General features: G+C 72.9%; 17 protein-coding genes and 1 pseudogene. 8 read left to right on the top strand and 10 right to left on the bottom strand.

Going from position 1 to position 16,526, the window contains the following annotated elements; translation table 11 throughout:
- A pseudogene (locus HET64_RS24320) lies at positions 1–554 on the top strand (gfo/Idh/MocA family oxidoreductase); the annotation flags it as partial.
- A 164-nt stretch (positions 555–718) separates the two neighbouring features.
- On the opposite strand, the gene HET64_RS24325 reads toward HET64_RS24320, so the two are convergent.
- Complete coding sequence (locus HET64_RS24325; RefSeq protein WP_215108916.1) at positions 719–2,125, bottom strand: PLP-dependent aminotransferase family protein; 1,407 nt, start codon at positions 2,123–2,125, stop codon at positions 719–721.
- Positions 2,126–2,175: 50 nt separating this feature from the next.
- On the opposite strand from HET64_RS24325, the gene HET64_RS24330 reads away from it, so the two are divergent.
- Positions 2,176–2,694, top strand: coding sequence for a carboxymuconolactone decarboxylase family protein (locus HET64_RS24330; RefSeq protein WP_215108918.1), 519 nt, complete (start codon positions 2,176–2,178; stop codon positions 2,692–2,694).
- Positions 2,695–2,778: 84 nt separating this feature from the next.
- Here the strand turns inward: HET64_RS24330 and HET64_RS24335 are convergent, their stop codons facing one another.
- Entirely contained in the window at positions 2,779–3,138 is a 360-nt protein-coding gene (locus HET64_RS24335) for an arsenate reductase family protein (protein WP_215108920.1), read from the bottom strand.
- 120 nt (positions 3,139–3,258) lie between these two features.
- Between HET64_RS24335 and HET64_RS24340 the strand changes: the two genes are divergently transcribed.
- From HET64_RS24340 to HET64_RS24355, 4 genes are all read left to right on the top strand, one after another.
- Positions 3,259–3,564, top strand: coding sequence for a hypothetical protein (locus HET64_RS24340; protein WP_215108922.1), 306 nt, complete (start codon positions 3,259–3,261; stop codon positions 3,562–3,564).
- A 249-nt stretch (positions 3,565–3,813) separates the two neighbouring features.
- The gene (locus HET64_RS24345) at positions 3,814–4,644 is read left to right on the top strand and encodes a M55 family metallopeptidase (RefSeq protein ID WP_215108924.1); all 831 of its coding nucleotides are present in this window, start codon (positions 3,814–3,816) and stop codon (positions 4,642–4,644) included.
- Between the two features lie 55 nt (positions 4,645–4,699).
- The gene (gene cpt, locus HET64_RS24350) at positions 4,700–5,302 is read left to right on the top strand and encodes a chloramphenicol phosphotransferase CPT (protein WP_308370351.1); all 603 of its coding nucleotides are present in this window, start codon (positions 4,700–4,702) and stop codon (positions 5,300–5,302) included.
- The gene (locus HET64_RS24355; RefSeq protein ID WP_215108926.1) at positions 5,299–5,865 is read left to right on the top strand and encodes a GNAT family N-acetyltransferase; all 567 of its coding nucleotides are present in this window, start codon (positions 5,299–5,301) and stop codon (positions 5,863–5,865) included. Before cpt ends, HET64_RS24355 begins: the two co-directional genes overlap by 4 nt.
- Positions 5,866–5,918: 53 nt before the next feature.
- Here the strand turns inward: HET64_RS24355 and HET64_RS24360 are convergent, their stop codons facing one another.
- Together HET64_RS24360 and glnA are read right to left on the bottom strand one after the other, a co-directional pair.
- A complete protein-coding gene (locus tag HET64_RS24360) occupies positions 5,919–6,608 on the bottom strand; it encodes a hypothetical protein (protein WP_215108928.1) in 690 nt (229 codons plus the stop codon).
- Between the two features lie 154 nt (positions 6,609–6,762).
- Positions 6,763–8,172 (bottom strand): type I glutamate--ammonia ligase, encoded by a 1,410-nt coding sequence (glnA, locus tag HET64_RS24365; RefSeq protein ID WP_007450202.1) that lies wholly within the window; start codon positions 8,170–8,172, stop codon positions 6,763–6,765.
- Between the two features lie 281 nt (positions 8,173–8,453).
- Between glnA and HET64_RS24370 the strand changes: the two genes are divergently transcribed.
- Complete coding sequence (locus HET64_RS24370; protein WP_215108943.1) at positions 8,454–8,861, top strand: RDD family protein; 408 nt, start codon at positions 8,454–8,456, stop codon at positions 8,859–8,861.
- A gap of 183 nt (positions 8,862–9,044) precedes the next feature.
- Here the strand turns inward: HET64_RS24370 and HET64_RS24375 are convergent, their stop codons facing one another.
- From HET64_RS24375 to lipB, 4 genes are all read right to left on the bottom strand, one after another.
- Positions 9,045–9,752 (bottom strand): DUF4191 domain-containing protein, encoded by a 708-nt coding sequence (locus HET64_RS24375; protein WP_215108930.1) that lies wholly within the window; start codon positions 9,750–9,752, stop codon positions 9,045–9,047.
- A gap of 68 nt (positions 9,753–9,820) precedes the next feature.
- Complete coding sequence (locus HET64_RS24380; RefSeq protein ID WP_097984403.1) at positions 9,821–10,021, bottom strand: hypothetical protein; 201 nt, start codon at positions 10,019–10,021, stop codon at positions 9,821–9,823.
- A gap of 268 nt (positions 10,022–10,289) precedes the next feature.
- Entirely contained in the window at positions 10,290–11,270 is a 981-nt protein-coding gene (gene lipA, locus HET64_RS24385; protein ID WP_215108932.1) for a lipoyl synthase, read from the bottom strand.
- 236 nt (positions 11,271–11,506) lie between these two features.
- Positions 11,507–12,334, bottom strand: coding sequence for a lipoyl(octanoyl) transferase LipB (gene lipB, locus HET64_RS24390; protein WP_215108934.1), 828 nt, complete (start codon positions 12,332–12,334; stop codon positions 11,507–11,509).
- Positions 12,335–12,750: 416 nt separating this feature from the next.
- On the opposite strand from lipB, the gene HET64_RS24395 reads away from it, so the two are divergent.
- Positions 12,751–14,367 carry a regulator gene (locus HET64_RS24395; protein ID WP_215108937.1) on the top strand — a complete coding sequence of 539 codons (1,617 nt, stop codon included), beginning with the start codon at positions 12,751–12,753 and terminating at the stop codon, positions 14,365–14,367.
- A gap of 26 nt (positions 14,368–14,393) precedes the next feature.
- Here HET64_RS24395 and HET64_RS24400 read toward each other — a convergent pair whose 3' ends face one another.
- Entirely contained in the window at positions 14,394–15,788 is a 1,395-nt protein-coding gene (locus tag HET64_RS24400; RefSeq protein WP_215108939.1) for an FAD-dependent oxidoreductase, read from the bottom strand.
- Positions 15,789–16,168: 380 nt separating this feature from the next.
- Positions 16,169–16,526 (bottom strand): DUF1731 domain-containing protein (locus HET64_RS24405; RefSeq protein WP_215108941.1); only part of this gene is annotated, 358 nt, incomplete at its 5' end.

The raw sequence follows: 16,526 nt of genomic DNA on the forward strand, positions 1-16,526 counted from the left end.
GAGACAGGGCCTCGGTCGTCTTCTGCACGCTCCGGTTCGCGCCCGAGACCTCCGCGTGGATCGCCGAACAGGCGGCGGTGGGCGGCTGGTTCACGGCTCGCGCCCAGTGGCTGGGATCGCTCTACGCGGCGGGTTCGACCAGCGCGTACGCGGACTCCCCGTGGCGGCGCGAGAAGGGCGGCCTGTGGGACGTCGGCCCGCACGCGCTCTCCGTGCTGATCCCGGTCCTGGGCGACGTGGAGCACCTGACCGCAGCCCGCGGGCCGGCCGACACCACCCACCTGATCCTGCGCCACACCTCCGGCGCGTCCAGCACGGTGACCCTCGGGCTGAGCGCCCCGCCCGGCGCGGCGGGCGTCGAGATCGAGTTCCGGGGCGAGCGGGGCACGGCGTCGGTCCCCGACTGGGACGGCGCGGAGACCGCGTTCCGGGGCGCGGTGGACGCCCTGGCCGAAGCGGTACGCACGGGGGTGCCGCACGCCTGCGACGCGCGCTTCGGCCTCCACCTCACGGAGCTGCTGGTGGCGGCGGAGACGCAGGCACAGGCGGGCTGACCGGCGGGAGGGAGGGGCGCGGGTGTGCGACACCCACGGGGCGCGGGCATGCGGCACCCGCAGGGCGCGGGCGTGCGGCACCCACGGGCCTCCTGGCCTCCCGGGCTCCCGGACATCCAACGCCTCCAGGCACGTCGGCACGGGCTCCGCGGCTCTCCGCCGGCTCACCCCGGCGGAAGGGCCCGGCACAGGGCCTCCAACGCCTCCGGGTAGGCGGGCTCTGCCGGCGTCGCGTATCCGACGACGAGCCCGTCCCGGGGGCCCTCCGCCTGCTCCGCCCCCGGATGCAGGTAGTCGGCGAGGCCCTCGACCGCCAGCCCCTGCCAGGCCGCCGCCCGGACCGCCGAACGCTCGGTGCCGGGCGGCAGTTCCAGCACCGCGTGCAGGCCGGCCGCGATCCCGGTGACCCGGACGTGCGGGGCCCGCCGCTCCAGGACCGCCACCAGTTGGTCCCGGCGGCGGCGGTGGCGCTGCCGCATCCGGCGGACCTGCCGGTCGTACGCCCCCGACGCGACGAAGTCCGCGAGCGTCAGCTGCTCGGTGGCGCTGGAGAACTGCTCCCGCTCGCCCTTCGCCGCGACGACGGGGCCGACGAGCCGCTGGGGCAGCACCATCCACCCGATCCGGAGGGTGGGGGACAGGCTCTTGCTCACCGACCCCACCAGCACCACATGCTCGGGATCGAGCCCTTGAACAGCACCCACGGGCTGCCGGTCGTAGCGGAACTCCCCGTCGTAGTCGTCCTCGACGACGAGCCCGCCGGTGGCGCGGGCCCAGTCGACGACGGCCGCCCGCCGCGCGGGGTGCAGCGGACCGCCGGTGGGGAACTGGTGGGCGGGCGTGAGGAGTACGGCACGGTCGTGGCGGGTGAGCCCGTCGACCCGGGCGCCGTCCGCGTCCACGCCGAGCGGCCGGGTGCCGACCCCGTGGGAGGCGAGCAGTGCGCGGTGGAAGGGCAGGCCGTACTCCTCCGCCGCCCACGGGCCGCCCACCACCTCCGCCAACAGCCGCAGCCCGTGCGCGGCCCCCGAGCACAGCACGATCCGCTCCGGCGCGGCCCGCACCCCGCGCACCCGGGCCAGATATCCGGCGAGGGCCCGCCGCAACTCGGGCCGCCCGTGCGGATCGCCGGGCCCGAACGCGTCGTCGGGGGCGGCCGCGAGAGCACGCCGCGCCGAGGCCAGCCAGGCGGTGCGCGGGAAGACCGAGGGGTCGGGCTGCCCCTGGACCAGGTCATGGACCGGGCGGGCGGCGCGCTCGGGGGTGCGCGGCCGGTGAACGGGGGTGACCGGGACGGCCCGCTCGGCGACCCGTGTCCCCGAGCCCTGCCGGGCGGCCAGCCACCCCTCCGCGACCAGCTCGGCGTACGCGTCGGCGACGGTGTTGCGGGCCAGGCCGAGATCGGCGGCCAGGGAACGGTAGGGCGGCAGCCGGGTGCCGGGGGCGAGCCGCCCGCTGCGCACGGCCTCGCGCAGCGCGTCCATCAGCAGGGCCCGGCGGTTACCGGTGCCGGAGAGCTCCAGGGGCAGATCGCTGCCCAGGATCTCCGCGGAATTGACCCATGAATTCATCACAGAAATGCACCCCGCACCCAGTCGCTTGTCACCCTAGATTCGTACCCATGACGACGACGCAGATCAAGACGAACGACCGCACCACCACCCCCGCCACCACCGTCCGGAGCAACAGGCACACGGCCCGGCTCGACTTCGCGAAGAGCGCCCCGAAGGTCTTCCGGGCCGTGATCGGCCTGGACGCGGCGGCCCGCGCGGGCCTGGACCCGACGCTGGTCGAACTGGTCCAGATCCGCGCCTCGCACCTGAACCGCTGCGCGTACTGCCTGCACATGCACACCACGGACGCGCGGAAGGCGGGCGAGAGCGAGGACCGCCTGCACATGGTCGCGGTGTGGCACGAGGCGGACCACTTCTTCACCGAGCGGGAACAGGCCGCCCTGGCCCTGACGGACGCGGTCACCCGGATCGGGGACGCCGGCGTCCCGGACGAGGTCTACGACCGGGCGGCGGCCCACTTCGACGAGGAGGAGCTGGCCCACCTGCTGGCCCTGATCCTCACGATCAACACCTGGAACCGCATAGCCCTGTCCACCGCCAAGCGCGCGGGCACGGACGAACGCTGAGGGCTTCCGCCGGGGGCCGGCCCGGGTGGCCGGGCCCGGATCGGCGCCGGGCGGCGAGGTCGTTTCCGGCCGAGCCGGGGACCGCTACCGCCCCAGCGCGTCCCGCACCGCTTCCTCGCTCCGCGCCACCACGGCCGTGCCGTCCTCGGCGGTGATGATCGGCCGCTGGATCAGCTTCGGGTGCTCCGACAGCGCGACGAGCCACCGCTCCCGCGAACCGGCCTCCCGCGGCCAGTCCTTCAGCCCCAGCTCCTTCGCCGCCGTCTCCTGGGTCCGTGTGATGTCCCACGGCTCCAGACCGAGCCGGTCCAGCACGGCCCGGATCTCCTCGGGCGAGGGCACGTCCTCCAGGTAGCGGCGGACGGTGTATTCGGCCCCTTCCGCGTCGAGCAGGGTGAGCGCGCCGCGGCACTTCGAACAGGCCGGATTGATCCAGATCTCCATGGGGCCGAGGTTAAGCGAGGGACTGCCGAAATAGGCTCTGGCCAGGGTCGATTGTCAGTGGGGAGCAGTAAAATGGAGGGAGTTCGTGAGGGTTCCACCACGCTGCCAGGAGGATGCCGAATGGCTGTTGCCACAGTCACGACCGAGCCGCTCGACCGACAGCTCCCGATGCCCTTCCACCCGCCGCTTCCCGCCCCGCCGACGAAGAAGCGACTGCCCGCAGGCCGCCCCCGCGAGTGGTACGTCTCCCACAACCGCCGCCTCAAGGCCATGCGCCTGGCCATCGCCCTGCTCGACAGCGGGGTCTACCAGCCCTCCAGCGCGGGAAACCACCGGATACGGGTCACGGCCGAGCGCCTCGGCATCCACCCGCCGTCCGACACCACCTGCCGCATGGTCCGCGCCCTGATCCGCTACGGCCGCTGACCGGGACCGACCCGGACCGACTGCCGATCGCCCTGTGCCCCCTGCCGTTCCGGCCGGGGGCACAGCCCTGACCGGACGTCAGAATCCGCTGCACGAGGCGTTGGCGAAAGCGCCGGACGCCGTTGCCGTACGCGGTGAACCGCCGTACGAGGACGGTTTGCTCATCTCCACGGATTCGCCCCGCCCCCATGCGCCGCCACTTGGCGGCATCCATCGGCGCACCACGGTGCCCGCGTAGGTTGTCGGCCCATGAAGATACTCATCTCGGTCGACATGGAAGGCGTCTCGGGAATCGTCCATCCCAGCGAGACGAACCCCGAGCGCTACGACTACCAGCGCGGCCGGGAGCTGATGACGGCCGACGCGAACGCGGCCGTCGCGGGCGTCCTGGACGCCGAACCCACGGCCGAGGTGCTGGTCGCCGACGCGCACGGCACCTTCCGCAACCTGCTGCCGGAACAGCTCGACCGCCGGGCCCGCCTGGTCCGGGGCAAGCCGCGCGCGCTGCACATGCTCGCCGGGCTCGACGAGGATACCGACGCGGCGCTGTTCGTCGGCTACCACGTCCGCGCGGGCGAGGGGCCCGGCGTGCTGGCGCACACCATGAACGACGAGATCCTCGACGTACGGGTGGCCGGCCGTTCCCTGGGCGAGACCGGGCTCAACGCCGCCATGGCCGGCCACCTCGGCGTACCGGTCGTCCTGCTCAGCGGCGACGACGCGGCCTGCGCCGAGATGACCGACCTGGTCCCCGGGGCGGTCACCGTCGCGGTCAAGGAGGCCCTGGGCATGGCGGCCGCCGTGACGCTGCACCCGGAGGAGGCCCGGGACCGGCTGCGCCGGGCGGCGGCGGACGCGGTGACCCGCCGCGCGGCCATCGAGCCCCTGACGCTCGCCCCCGCCCCGCTGGACGTGGAGGTCGACCTCGCGAGCCCGCACACCATCGACCTGGCGACCCTCGTACCGGGCGTCTCACGCGCCGGGGGCGCTCGTACGGTCACCTTCACGTCCCCCGACTACGCGACGGCGTACCGGCTGATCCTGCTCCTCGCGCAACTGGCCACGATCAGGCCCGCCTGAAGGTCTGTCCCGTAATCGCGTCGAACACCGCACCGGTTCCCTCTACTGTGACCGGGTGGCAACCCAGGTGATCGTGTTGAACGGCGGCTCCAGCTCCGGCAAGTCCGGCATCGTCCGCTGCCTCCAGGCGGAACTGCCGGACCCGTGGCTCGCCGCCGCGATCGACTCTTTCGTCGATGCGCTGCCCGCGTCCCTGCGCACCTCGGACGCGGGCATCGAGTTCGCCGAGGACGGCGGCGTGGCGGTCGGGCCGGAGTTCCGCAGGCTGGAGTCGGCCTGGCGCGAGGGGGTCGCCGCGATGGTACGGGCGGGCGCCCGGGTCATCGTCGACGACGTGTTCCTCGGCGGCCCGGCCTCCCGGGAACCGTGGCGGAAGGCGCTGACGGGCCTGGACGTCCTCTGGGTGGGCGTCCGTTGCGAGGGCACGGTGGCCGAGGCCCGTGAGGTCGCCCGGGGGGACCGCCCGAGGGGCATGGCCGCAGCCCAGGCGGAGACGGTCCACCGGGGCGTGGCGTACGACCTGGAGGTCGACACGACCCACACGGAGTCCCTGACCTGCGCGAGAACCATCGCCGCCCACCTCACGCAACCGCAGCACACCACCACATCACCGCAACACGGCCCCCGCACGGGCCGCCGAAACAGTGGAGAGCGATGACCGACCTGTGGACCGGCGAGAGGATACGCCTGCGGGGCGTCGAACCGCAGGACTGGGAGGGCTTCCGGGCCCTGGCCCTGCACACGGTGGACGCCCGTAACGCCGACGTGGTGGAGCCACCCCGCTCCGACGAGAGCTTCCGCGCGTGGGCCACCGAGCGCGCCGGCCGCACCCCGAACCCGGCCGCGTACCAACTGGTCATCGAGACCCGCTTCGAGCACGCCTTCGTCGGCGCGGTCTCGGTCGGCGAGACGGACGCCCGGGCAGGCCGCTTCCGCACGGGCATCGAGGTCACCCGGGAACACCGCCGCCAGGGCTACGCGGCCGAGGCCTCCGAACTGGTCCTCACCTACATGTTCGCCGAACAGCGCAGCCACAAGTGCGAGGTGGAGGTGTACGCCTTCAACGACGCCTCCCTGGCCCTCTACCGCAGACTCGGCTTCGTGGAGGAGGGCCGCCTGCGCCAGCACGAGTTCTTCGCGGGCACGTACCACGACGTGGTCCTGCTCGGCATCACGGCGGACGAGTACTGGGCGGGGCGGGCACGGCCGGCGCTGCGGTGAGGGGGTGCCGCCGGCGGCGTGGGCCCGTCCGGGGACGACCATGAGGGGGAGCTTCAGTCGCCCCACTGCTCGGCGGTGCCGCGCGGGTCCTCCGCCAGGATCGCCGCCGCGAACCGCAGGGCCTGGTCCTCGGCCGGCTCGGTCCACGTGACGGGCAGTTCGTAACCGAACCGGCTGGGGTGGTCGCCGGGCCCTCGCTCCCGCGTGAACTGGACCTCGACCCCGCAGGGCTCTTCGCGCGAGGACCGCACCCGCTCCAGGACACATCCCCAACGCTCGAACCAGCCGCTGTCCACCAGCGTCTTCCCCAGGAGTCGGGCGACGGTGTCCATCGGCTCTTCCCACGTCAGGTCGGCTGCTGCGCGCGCCAGCTCGGCGTCGTACTGGGCGGCGTCGAAGTGAAGATCGTCCGGAAGCGGGGCGTGCACGCTGCTGGTGTTCTTCCAGGACGACCAGAGCACCCGGTCGCCCGCACGCCGGATGTCGACGAAGAGCGCTCCGCAGCACCCCGGATGGCAGTCGGGTTCGCCCACGATGACGAGCCCGGAATCCTGCGTCGGCGTCAACGGCCACTTCTCCGCCGGGCCGTCCCACTCCTGGCGGCAGTTTCCCAGCCCGTCGGGGTAGAACTCCTTCAGGAGGTCCCTCCCGTCGATGAACGGACGTACCTCGACCCAGGTGTCCGCCCCCGCGGGCGGGAGGACGTGGCGCAGGCTGAGGGTGCTGATCGGCTGCTCCGGCATGCCCTCATGATCGGCTACCGGCGGACCTCCTGGCCATCGCATAAGGCTGCCGGCCGACTGGAGGGCCTTCCTCACGCGGCGAGGGCCGCCACCTCCGGAAGGAGGTGGCGGCCCTCGCCGTCCCGGGCGCGGGTGAGCCCGGCCCGTGGCGGTCCTAGATGTCGAAGTACAGCTCGAACTCGTGCGGGTGCGGCCGCAGCTGGATCGGGGCGATCTCGTTCGTGCGCTTGTAGTCGATCCACGTCTCGATCAGGTCCGACGTGAAGACGCCGCCCGCCTGGAGGTACTCGTTGTCCGCCTCCAGGGCGTCGAGCACGGCCGGGAGGGACGTCGGGACCTGCTGGACGTTGGCGTGCTCCTCGGGAGCCAGCTCGTAGAGGTCCTTGTCGATCGGCTCGGCCGGCTCGATCTTGTTCTTCACGCCGTCCAGGCCCGCCATCAGCAGCGCCGAGAACGCGAGGTACGGGTTCGAGGACGGGTCCGGGGCCCGGAACTCGACGCGCTTGGCCTTCGGGTTCGAGCCGGTGATCGGGATGCGCATCGCGGCGGAGCGGTTGCGCTGCGAGTACACCATGTTGACCGGGGCCTCGAAGCCGGGGACCAGGCGGTGGTAGGAGTTCACCGTCGGGTTGGTGAAGGCCAGCAGCGACGGGGCGTGCTTCAGGATGCCGCCGATGTAGTAGCGGGCCATGTCCGAGAGGCCGGCGTAACCCTGCTCGTCGTAGAAGAGCGGAACGCCGCCCTGCCACAGCGACTGGTGCACGTGCATGCCCGAGCCGTTGTCGCCGAAGATCGGCTTCGGCATGAAGGTCGCGGTCTTGCCGTTGCGCCAGGCGACGTTCTTCACGATGTACTTGAAGAGCATCAGGTCGTCGGCCGCGGCGAGCAGCGTGTTGAACTTGTAGTTGATCTCGGCCTGGCCGGCCGTGCCGACCTCGTGGTGCTGGCGCTCGACCTGGAGGCCGTTCTTGTCCAGCTCCAGGGAGATCTCGGCACGCAGGTCGGCGAAGTGGTCGACCGGCGGGGTCGGGAAGTAGCCGCCCTTGTAGCGGACCTTGTAGCCGCGGTTGTTCTCCTCCGACCCGGTGTTCCAGGCGCCGGCCTCGGAGTCGATGTGGTAGAAGCTCTCGTTCGCCGACGTCTGGAAGCGGACGTTGTCGAAGACGTAGAACTCGGCCTCCGGGCCGAAGTACGCGGTGTCCGCGAAGCCGGTCGAGGCGAGGTAGGCCTCGGCCTTCTTCGCGATGTTGCGCGGGTCACGGCTGTACTGCTCGCCCGTGATCGGGTCGTGGATGAAGAAGTTGATGTTGACGGTCTTGTCACGGCGGAAGGGGTCCACCCGGGCCGTCGACAGGTCCGCGCGCAGCGCCATGTCCGACTCGTGGATGGCCTGGAAGCCGCGGATCGACGAACCGTCGAAGGCCAGTTCCTCGGCCGGGTCGAAGGTCGCTGCCGGGATCGTGAAGTGCTGCATCACCCCGGGCAGGTCGCAGAACCGGACATCGATGAACTTGACGTCGTTGTCCGCTACGTACTTCTGCACTTCGTCGGCGTTCTGGAACATCCAACTCCTCCTACTCCCGGCCCGGGAGGGACGGGGTTGTAGCTCGTGGTGCGGCCAGTGCGGTGGCACACGCTGGACCCGACCATAGGCAGGCGTGATTTCTCAAGCGTGACCCATTTGTTTCGCCCAAGTTAACCGGGGCGGTGGCGGGCGGCATCTCCGCGACTGTTTCCGGTGCCCCGCCCGGCCGGGGGCAAACATGGGCGCAGTACCGTGGACGGGTGGACAACAGGCAAGCAATCGGATCGTGGCTCTCGGGGCCCCGCGCGGCCGCCGAGGAGATGGGCGCCGACTTCGGCTACCGGGGCAAGGGGCTCGGGCTGCCCGAGGAGGGGCCCGGCTCGGTCGCTCCGCTCGGACGGCGCTTCGGGGCCCTCTTCATCGACTGGTCGCTCTGCATGGTGATCGCATACGGGCTGCTCGCTCGCGGTGACCAGCAGGCGGCGGGGAACTGGGCACTCGGGGTCTTCCTCGTGATGAGCCTGCTGACCGTCGGCACCATCGGCTGCACGCCCGGGAAGCGCCTCCTGGGCGTGCGGGTGGTCGCCGACGACGGCGGGCGGCTCGGGTTCGTGCGGGTCGTCGTGCGGACCGTCCTGCTCCTGCTCGTCATTCCCGCGCTGGTCTGGGACCGCGACGGGCGCGGACTGCACGACCGGCTGTCGCGTGCCGTACAGGTCCGGATGTGACACCCCCCCCCGGGTACGGGCATGAGAACCCGGTACGGGCATGAGAACCCGGTACGGACCAGAGAAACCCGGTACGGACCAGAGAAGCCGGATGTGACACCCCGGGTACGGACATGAGAAACGGGGCGGCCCCGGGACCGTTCACCGGTCCGGGGCCGCCCCGTTTCGCGTCTGTCGCCGTGGTCAGCGCATCTTCCCGCCGCGCGGCATCCGCATGCCCTTGGGCATCGGGCCCTTCGGCAGCGGCATGTTGCTCATCAGGTCGCCCATCGCGCGCAGCCGGTCGTTGGTGGAGGTCACCTGCGGGCCGGTCAGGACGCGGGGAAGCTTCAGCATCTTGGTGCGGACCTTCTTCAGGGGCACCTGGCCCTCGCCGTTGCCGACGATGATGTCGTGCACCGGCACGTCCACCACGATGCGGGCCATCTTCTTCTTCTCCGACGCCAGCAGGCCCTTCACCCGGTTCGGGTTGCCCTCGGCCACCAGGACGATGCCGGCCTTGCCGACCGCCCGGTGGACGACGTCCTGGCTGCGGTTCATCGCCACCGCGGGGGTGGTGGTCCAGCCGCGTCCGATCCGGTCCAGGACGGCGGCCGCCGCTCCGGGCTGGCCCTCCATCTGTCCGAAGGCCGCCCGCTCGGCGCGCCGGCCGAAGATGATCGCCATCGCGAGGATGGCCAGGACGAAGCCCAGGATGCCCAGATAGACCGGGTGTCCGATCGCGAAGCCGATGCCGAGGAGGACACCGAACGTGACGATTCCGACACCCGCGACGACAAGACCGATCTTGCTGTCGGTCCGCCTGGTCATCTTGTAGGTCAGGGCGATCTGCTTGAGCCGCCCTGCGTTCTCGGCGCTGTCCGCGCCTTCAGTTTTTGCCTTCCTCGCCATGTACGGAAGTTTACGTGGCGTGGGAGCGACCCCGGAACGTGGGAGCGCCCCGAGAACGTGGGAGCGACCTAGGAACGGTGGTCGGCCACGGCGTCCAGCACGTGCTGGACCTCCACCCGGTCCTTGGCGCGGCGGCGGTCCTCCAGGACGGCCGTCCAGGCGTTGCGGCGGGCGGTGCGCTGGCCGCTGCTCAGCAGCAGCGACTCGACGGCGCGCAGGGCGGTGGTGACGGACGGAAGGGCGTGGGCGCGGACCGGTGCGGCCTGCATCGTGTGTTCCCCCTCGGAACGGATGCGCCTCCGGGGCGCGGATGAGTGTGGGAAGCGGTGGCGGCGGCGGCTGCTGGAGTCGCTGCCGCACGTGTACCTAGGGTCACTGCTCGGTGTTACCAGCGCATGACCGGGCGGTCAAACACCAATGAAGCCTTGATTCCGGCGCCGCGCACGCCGAAGCGGTCCGTACGCGTCCCCGACCTGCGGGGAGCGTCCGGACCGCTTCGGCGTGCGGTTACTGCTCGGCGCTCGCTCGTGAGCGGATTCACACGGCCTGTGCGGCCTGACTGCTCCCGGCGGCGGCGACGCCGCGCGCCTCCATCGCCTGCTGGAAGAGACGGCCCGCGCGGTACGAGGACCGCACCAGCGGGCCCGACATCACGCCGGAGTAGCCGATCGCGTCGGCCTCGTCCTTCAGCTCGACGAACTCGTGCGGCTTCACCCAGCGCTCGACCGGGTGGTGCCGTACGGAGGGGCGCAGGTACTGCGTAATCGTGATGAGCTCGCAACCTGCGTCGTACAGGTCCTGGAGCGCCTCGCTGACTTCCTCGCGGGTCTCGCCCATGCCGAGGATCAGGTTCGACTTGGTGATCAGACCGGCCTCGCGGGCCCGGGTGATGACCTCCAGGGAACGCTCGTAGCGGAAGCCGGGGCGGATCCGCTTGAAGATCCGCGGCACCGTCTCCACGTTGTGCGCGAGCACCTCGGGGCGCGAGGAGAAGACCTCGGCGAGCTGCTCGGGCTCGGCGTTGAAGTCGGGGATCAGCAGCTCGACCTTGGTCGCGCCGGCCTCCCGCTCAGCGGTGAGCGTGTGGATCTGGCGGACGGTCTCGGCGTACAGCCAGGCGCCGCCGTCCTCCAGGTCGTCGCGGGCGACGCCGGTGATGGTGGCGTAGTTCAGGTCCATCGTGACGACCGACTCGCCGACGCGGCGGGGCTCGTCACGGTCCAGCGCCTGCGGCTTGCCCGTGTCGATCTGGCAGAAGTCGCAGCGCCGGGTGCACTGGTCGCCGCCGATGAGGAAGGTGGCCTCGCGGTCCTCCCAGCACTCGAAGATGTTGGGGCAGCCCGCCTCCTGGCAGACCGTGTGCAGCCCTTCGCCCTTCACCAGCTGCTGCAGCTGCTTGTACTCGGGGCCCATCTTCGCCCGCGTTTTGATCCACTCGGGCTTGCGCTCGATGGGGGTCTGGCTGTTCCGGACCTCCAGGCGCAGCATCTTGCGCCCGTCGGGTGCGACAGCGGACACTCCGGCTCCCCTTTGCTCTCTGCTGCGTTGGATTCGCGTCGGGTTCGCGTGGGATGCGCGAGCGATGCGCGAGGGAATCGCTTGGGATTCTTTGGCTGACACCAGGGTACGCCCGTACATCAAAGGGCCTTACGCCTGCCCAACCTGCGGCCGACGGGGCCTATTCCCCGGCCGGTGGCTGCGGTCGGGTCTACTGGTCGGTAGGACAGGGTGGGGCCGGTACGGCCTCCCGGGCCCTAGGCGGGGGCCGGTGCCGGGGTCGTGGACGCGGTCTTCGGCTGCTCGACCGGGCGCGGTGCGAGCTCCGCGTTCTCCAGGATGTCCCGCAGATGCTTCTCGGCGACCGGCAGCACCTCCTCGATGGTGATCTCCCGGCCCAGCTCGGCTCTGAGGGACGTGACCCCCGCGTCGCGGATGCCGCACGGCACGATCCGGTCGAACCAGGTGTTGTCCGGGTTCACGTTGAGGGCGAAGCCGTGCATCGTGACGCCCTTGGCGACCCGGATCCCGATCGCGGCCAGCTTGCGGTCCTCACGGCGCTGGCCGGCGTTGGACGGGGCGTACTCGGGGCCGTTCAGCCGCGGGTCGAACTCCTCGTCCTGGAGCCTCGGGTCGAAGTCCAGCGAGAGGCCGCCCAGCGCCTGGCGCCGCTCGACCGGGTCGCCGAGCACCCAGACGCCGCTGCGGCCCTCGACCCGGGAGGTCTCCACGCCGAAGTCGGCGGCCGTGCGGATCAGCGCGTCCTCCAGCCGGCGGACGTGCGCGACGACGTCGACCGGGCGCGGCAGCTTCTGGATCGGGTAGCCGACGAGCTGCCCGGGGCCGTGCCAGGTGATCTTCCCGCCGCGGTCCACATCGATGACCGGGGTGCCGTCCAGCGGGCGCTCGCTCACCGCCGTGCGGCGCCCCGCGGTGTAGACGGGCGGGTGCTCCAGGAGCAGACAGGTGTCCGGCACCCGGTCCTCGAACCGGTCGGCGTGCACCTCGCGCTGCTTCTGCCAAGCCTCCGCGTACTCGACGGCCTGTTCGCCGAAGCCCAGACGGACGAACCGCAGTTCGCTCACCGATGCCTCCCTACGTGGGTCCCGCGTGCCCGGAGGGGTGTCCCCGGGGTGACGGAACCCTGCACTGATCGCGCCCGCATCCACTGTACGACCGTCGCCCGAACAGCCCCCCGCCAGGTGCGGGGGCCGGTCCCGGACCCGTCCGCGGCCTGGTCCCGGACCCGTCCGCGGCCTGGTCCCGGACCCGTCCACGGCCTGGTCCCGGACCCGTCCGCGGCCTGGTCCCGGACCCGTCCACGGCCTGGTCCCGGACCCGTCCACGGGCCGGACGTTTCCGTCAGCTCCGCCCGGAATCCTCACACGATCGGATGAACGTGGAGCAAAGGGTGGCTGTGACCGCTCCGGTGGCCGCTAAATTCGCGCCGTTCCCATGAGGGCTGCCCGTCCGGCCCCGAAGGCAGGAGACCGTACAGCTGATGTCGGAACGACCCCCGCAGCGCACGCCCAACCGCCGACTCGCCTCGCTCATCGCGGAAGCCGGATTCTCGCACGCCGGCCTGGCCCGCCGGGTCGATCAGCTCGGCCTCGAACACGGCCTCGACCTGCGGTACGACAAGACCTCGGTCACTCGCTGGCTGCGGGGGCAGCAGCCGCGCGGCACCACGCCCGCGCTGATCGCCGAGGTGTTCACCCGGCGGCTCGGACGGCGGCTCTCCGCGCAGGACCTGGGGCTCGACGCCTGCGCACCCGTCTACGCGGGTCTGGAGTTCGCGGCCACCCCCGCCGAGGCGGTCGACATCGTCAGCGGTCTCTGGCGCAAGGACTCCGGCACCCACATCGAGCTGCGCAAGATCGCCTTCACCCCGGCCGGACTCGTCGTCCCCAGCCGTGACTGGCTGATCGGCCGGGCCGACGAATGGGTGGCCCGGGACGGCGCCGCCGCCCGCCGGGCCGGGGGAGAGGCCACGGTCCCCTCGCCCGGCCGCCCGGACGGGGTGCCACGCACCGAGGCCCGGGGACTCCCGCGCCCGGCCACCGGGCCGCTGCGGCCCACGCCGCCGGGCCCGTCCGCCACGCACCCGTCCGCCACGCATCCTCCCGCCGCGCATCCGCCCGTCGCCGGGGCGTCGCCCGGGACCGGGGCGCTGCCCGTGGTCCCGCGCCAGCGTCAGACGGACCGCGGCCCCGGCCAGCGGGTCGGCGGCGGGGACGTCGCCGCGCTGCGCTCGGTCGGCGAGCTGTTCCGCACCCTCGACCACGCCTACGGCGGCGGCCACGCCCGGCAGGCCCTCGTGCGGTATCTGGAGCACGAGGCCGAGCCGATGCTCCGGGGCACGTACGGCGAGGCCACCGGACGGCGGCTGTTCGCCGCGGTGGCCGACCTGACCCGGCTGGCCGGCTGGACCTCGTACGACATCGCCGCCCACGGCCTGGCCCAGCGGTACTTCGTCCAGGCGCTGCGGCTCGCCCAGGCCGCCGGCGACCGCGCGTACGGCGCCTACGTCCTGATCACGATGAGCCGCCAGGCGGTCTACCTCGGGCACGGCAGGGAGGCCGTCCAGCTCGCCCGCGTGGCCCAGCAGGGCGTCGGCTCGGCCGCCCCGCTCCTCGTCCAGGCGCTGCTGCACGCGGTCGAGGCGCGCGGACACGGCGTGCTCGGTGAGGCGCGCTCCTGCACCGCCGCCCTGACCCGCGCCGAACACGCCCTGGAGACGGCGCGCCCCGGCGACGACGTGCCGCACTGGGCCCGCACCTTCGACGAGGCGCAGCTCGCCGACGAGCTGGGCCACTGCCACCGCGACCTCCAGCAGTACCGGGCCGCCGCCCAGCACGCCGAGCGCTCGCTCCAGCTGCGCGCACCGGCGTACGCCCGCAGCAGGCTGTTCTGCCGGGTGGTCCTCGCCTCGGCCCGGCTGGGCCTGGGCGAGCTGGACCAGGCCTGCCTGCTGGGCGCGGAGGCGGCCCAGCAGGCGGCCGAGATGCGTTCGGTGCGCGCCACGGAGTACGTACGCGCCTTCGAGCGCAGCCTGGAGCCCTACCGGGACGCGGTCGCCGTACGCGGCTACCGCGACCGGGTCGCCGCCCTCGGCTGACCCGGCCGGGGAGCGGCCGGGGTGCGTCACGCGGCCTCCGGCAGGCGCGGGCTCCCCTCGTGCGTGCCCGGGACCGCCAGGTCGGTCAGGATCGCCTCGGCCGCCCGCCGCCCCGAGTGCAGCGCGCCCTGGACCGTGCTCGTGTCGCGGTGGTCGCCGCACACGTACAGCCCGGCCAGCACCCGCACCGGGCGGCGTGGATCGTGCGGGGCCTCCATCGCGGGCACCGCCTCCGGGTCGTGGTGGGCCGCCAGCAGCTCCCAGCCGTCCGTCGGTACGCCGTAGAGCGCCGCCAGGTGCGCCCGCACCGAGCGGTCCAGGTCCGGCGGCGGGGTCCCGAGCACCGTCGAGGTGATCAGCGTCCGGCCCTCCGGCGCCCGCGAGGGGTCGACCTCGCTCATCACCGCGGTGTACGCCACCGGGCCCGACCGTTCGCCGTCCAGCACCAGCGACCTGCCCGTGGGCGGCGGGGCGGGCGCGGTGTGGTGAAGGACCGTCACCGGGTGGAAGGACGGCACCCGCAGACCGGGCAGCAGCTCGGCCGCGGCACCCGCGCCGGTCGCCAGCAGCAGGGAGCGGCACCCCAGTTCGCCGTGCTCCTTGGTGCGTACGGAGGTGATGTCGGCGGCCGTGACATGCACCCCGGTCCGGACCGTGCCCGGCGGCAGCGCGGCCGCCAGCAGCTCCGGCAGCGCGGCCGACCCGCCCGCCGGTACGCACAGGCCGCCGCGCGCGTAGTCCCGCAGGGCGAGATCGGCGCGTCGGCTCGACGTGGTGAGGACGGGGTCGCTGAGCAGGGCCGTGAGCAGGGGGCGCAGGACGCCGTCCACCGTACGGGCGGGCAGACCGACGCCGGGCAGGGCGCCGACGACGGTCCGCTCCGGGCGGGCCAGGAGCCGGGCCTCCGGGGTGGCCGCCAGCCGGGACAGCGCCGCGCCCAGCCGGGCCCGGTCGATCGCGCCGGTCACCACACCGCCCCGGCCGCCCCCGCGCGCCGGGGTGCCGTGCTCGTGCCCGTACGCGCCCTGCGCCGCCCAAGGCGCGCGGGAGGCCCGGGTGGCTCGGGGGGCGCTCGAACGGGTGCGCACTGCCTTGAGTGCGCCCCTCGCGCTCCGTATGTCGCCGGTGAGCTGGCGGCGGCCCTCGCTGTGGACCAGGACGCCCGGCGCGAACCCCCGCAGCTCCGGAGCGCCGAGCCCCGGGGTGCCGGTGAGCTCGGGCCAGGACGTGCAGAGGAGCGGGCCGAGCCGGTCCAGCCGGAACCCGTCCATCTCGTCGGTGGCGAGCCGGCCGCCCACCCGGGGCTCGGCCTCCAGGACACTGACGCCGAGCCCCGCCCGGATGAGCAGGTGGGCGGCTGACAGGCCGGCGATTCCGGCCCCGATGATGACCACGTCTGCGTGGTGTGCCGTGCTGCGCACGTGCCCCTCCCCGAGTCGGTGCGACTGGTGGGAGGCTCATGCCCCCAACAGGCCCCCGGAATGCCGGAGTTCGCAACGAGGCTAGGAGGATGGCTGATACTGCGTCAGACGCGCGCGCCGGGGAGCACCGGGGCACGGGGTCGCACACGCGCCCCCGGCGCGATCGGTCGGCCCCGCGAGAAACCGTGAGCGCGAGCGGCCGGCCCCCGAGAAACCGCGAGAGAACGGGTACCACCGCGAGGGGCCGCGTACGACCCCGCGGGGCCGCCTACGGGCCCCCGAGGAACCACGTACGACCGCGTTACGACCGCGAGAGCGCACACGACCCCGAGGGAACGGGAGGGACCGGCGGCCCGCGCGGCCGGACCCCCGAGGACGGGTCAGCGCAGCGCGGCGCGGATCGCCCCGTCGATGCCGGGGAAGGCGAACGAGAAGCCGGAGTCCAGCAGCTTCGCCGGGATCACCCGCTGGCTGCCCAGCACATCCTCCGCGAACTCACCGAGCGCGAGCCGCAACGCGGCCGCCGGCACGGGGAACAGCGTCGGGCGGCGCAGCACCCGCCCCATCGCGGCGGTCACCTCGGCGTTGGTGACGGGCTTCGGCCCGGTCAGGTTCACCGGGCCGGTCAGCGCCTCGGTGTCCAGGATGTGGCGCAGCGCCGCGACATGGTCGTGCAGCGCGATGAAGCTCCAGTACTGGCGGCCGTTGCCCAGCTTCCCGCCCGCCCCCGCCTTGAAC

The sequence above is a fragment of the Streptomyces sp. McG3 genome (assembly GCF_018619185.1).
GTDB lineage: Bacteria > Actinomycetota > Actinomycetes > Streptomycetales > Streptomycetaceae > Streptomyces.

What these genes read in the sequence shown, in the direction of transcription:
- HET64_RS24340 (WP_215108922.1), top strand. Translation starts at nt 3,259, where the DNA reads ATGGCTGTTGCCACAGTCACGACCGAGCCGCTCGACCGACAGCTCCCG.
- HET64_RS24335 (WP_215108920.1), bottom strand. Translation starts at nt 3,138, where the DNA reads ATGGAGATCTGGATCAATCCGGCCTGTTCGAAGTGCCGCGGCGCGCTC.
- HET64_RS24355 (WP_215108926.1), top strand. Translation starts at nt 5,299, where the DNA reads ATGACCGACCTGTGGACCGGCGAGAGGATACGCCTGCGGGGCGTCGAA.
- HET64_RS24370 (WP_215108943.1), top strand. Translation starts at nt 8,454, where the DNA reads ATGGGCGCCGACTTCGGCTACCGGGGCAAGGGGCTCGGGCTGCCCGAG.
- HET64_RS24380 (WP_097984403.1), bottom strand. Translation starts at nt 10,021, where the DNA reads ATGCAGGCCGCACCGGTCCGCGCCCACGCCCTTCCGTCCGTCACCACC.
- HET64_RS24325 (WP_215108916.1), bottom strand. Translation starts at nt 2,125, where the DNA reads ATGAATTCATGGGTCAATTCCGCGGAGATCCTGGGCAGCGATCTGCCC.
- glnA (WP_007450202.1), bottom strand. Translation starts at nt 8,172, where the DNA reads ATGTTCCAGAACGCCGACGAAGTGCAGAAGTACGTAGCGGACAACGAC.
- HET64_RS24330 (WP_215108918.1), top strand. Translation starts at nt 2,176, where the DNA reads ATGACGACGACGCAGATCAAGACGAACGACCGCACCACCACCCCCGCC.
- HET64_RS24345 (WP_215108924.1), top strand. Translation starts at nt 3,814, where the DNA reads ATGAAGATACTCATCTCGGTCGACATGGAAGGCGTCTCGGGAATCGTC.
- HET64_RS24360 (WP_215108928.1), bottom strand. Translation starts at nt 6,608, where the DNA reads ATGCCGGAGCAGCCGATCAGCACCCTCAGCCTGCGCCACGTCCTCCCG.
- HET64_RS24395 (WP_215108937.1), top strand. Translation starts at nt 12,751, where the DNA reads ATGTCGGAACGACCCCCGCAGCGCACGCCCAACCGCCGACTCGCCTCG.
- HET64_RS24375 (WP_215108930.1), bottom strand. Translation starts at nt 9,752, where the DNA reads ATGGCGAGGAAGGCAAAAACTGAAGGCGCGGACAGCGCCGAGAACGCA.